The organism is Sphingomonas endophytica (assembly GCF_001476895.1).
Taxonomy (GTDB): domain Bacteria; phylum Pseudomonadota; class Alphaproteobacteria; order Sphingomonadales; family Sphingomonadaceae; genus Sphingomonas; species Sphingomonas endophytica_A.
This window is the reverse complement of sequence record NZ_LDTB01000220.1, coordinates 1-808: the sequence shown is the minus strand read 5'-3', so window position 1 is coordinate 808 and position 808 is coordinate 1. Positions and strand designations below refer to the sequence as shown.

The 808-nt window shown below is 66.5% G+C and carries 2 protein-coding genes; both read left to right on the top strand.

Annotated elements, in window-relative coordinates:
- Window positions 1–43 precede the first annotated feature (43 nt).
- Entirely contained in the window at window positions 44–445 is a 402-nt protein-coding gene (locus NS334_RS16855) for a hypothetical protein (protein WP_206542721.1), read from the top strand.
- 33 nt (window positions 446–478) lie between these two features.
- On the top strand, window positions 479–808 hold a 330-nt coding region (locus tag NS334_RS16850; RefSeq protein ID WP_193753160.1), incomplete at its 3' end, for an SAM-dependent methyltransferase.

Sequence of the window (808 nt, the reverse complement as noted above, 5' to 3'; positions counted from 1 at the left end):
GCATTTCGGCGGCAAGAATGTCACCAGGGATTTGTATGCGCAGATGATCGACGAGGTCGCGCGGCATGTCGCGCCGTTCGCGGCCGGGCATGGCCGGGTTCTGCGCGACATGCACATGCTCGGCACCTCGGGCACCGTCACGACGCTCGCCGGCGTTTTCCTCAACCTGTCGCGCTACGACCGCCGCCGCATCGACGGCATCTGGATGACTGATTGCGACGTCACTGCGACGATCCAGATGCTGCTCGGCATGAGCTACGAGGCGCGCGTCAACAACCGCTGCCTCAGTGTCGAGCGGGCCGACCTCGTGCTCGCCGGCTGCGCCATCCTCGACGCGATCCGCAACGCGTTCCCGATGCCGCGGCTCCGGGTCGCCGATCGCGGCCTGCGCGAGGGCATGCTGGTCGAGATGATGCGCGAGGACGGCGCGCTGCGGGCGTGCTAGAACACGCCCAATCACACCAATCCAAGAAAGATCATGGCGAAAGACACCACCGGGCGGCTGCACGTCACGGTCAAGAGCGGCGGCAAGCGAAAGCTGTCGTCAAAACTCTGGCTCGAGCGCCAGCTCAACGATCCCTATGTCGCCAAGGCCAAGGCGATGGGCTACCGCTCGCGCGCGGCGTTCAAGCTGCTCGAGATCGACGACAAATACCGCCTGCTCAAGCCGGGCATGACCGTCGTCGACCTCGGTGCCGCGCCCGGCGGCTGGAGCCAGATCGCGGCCAAGCGAACCGGGGCCGCCGACGGCAAGGGCAAGGTGGTCGCGATCGACTTGCTGGAGATGGGCGAGATTCCCGGGGTGACG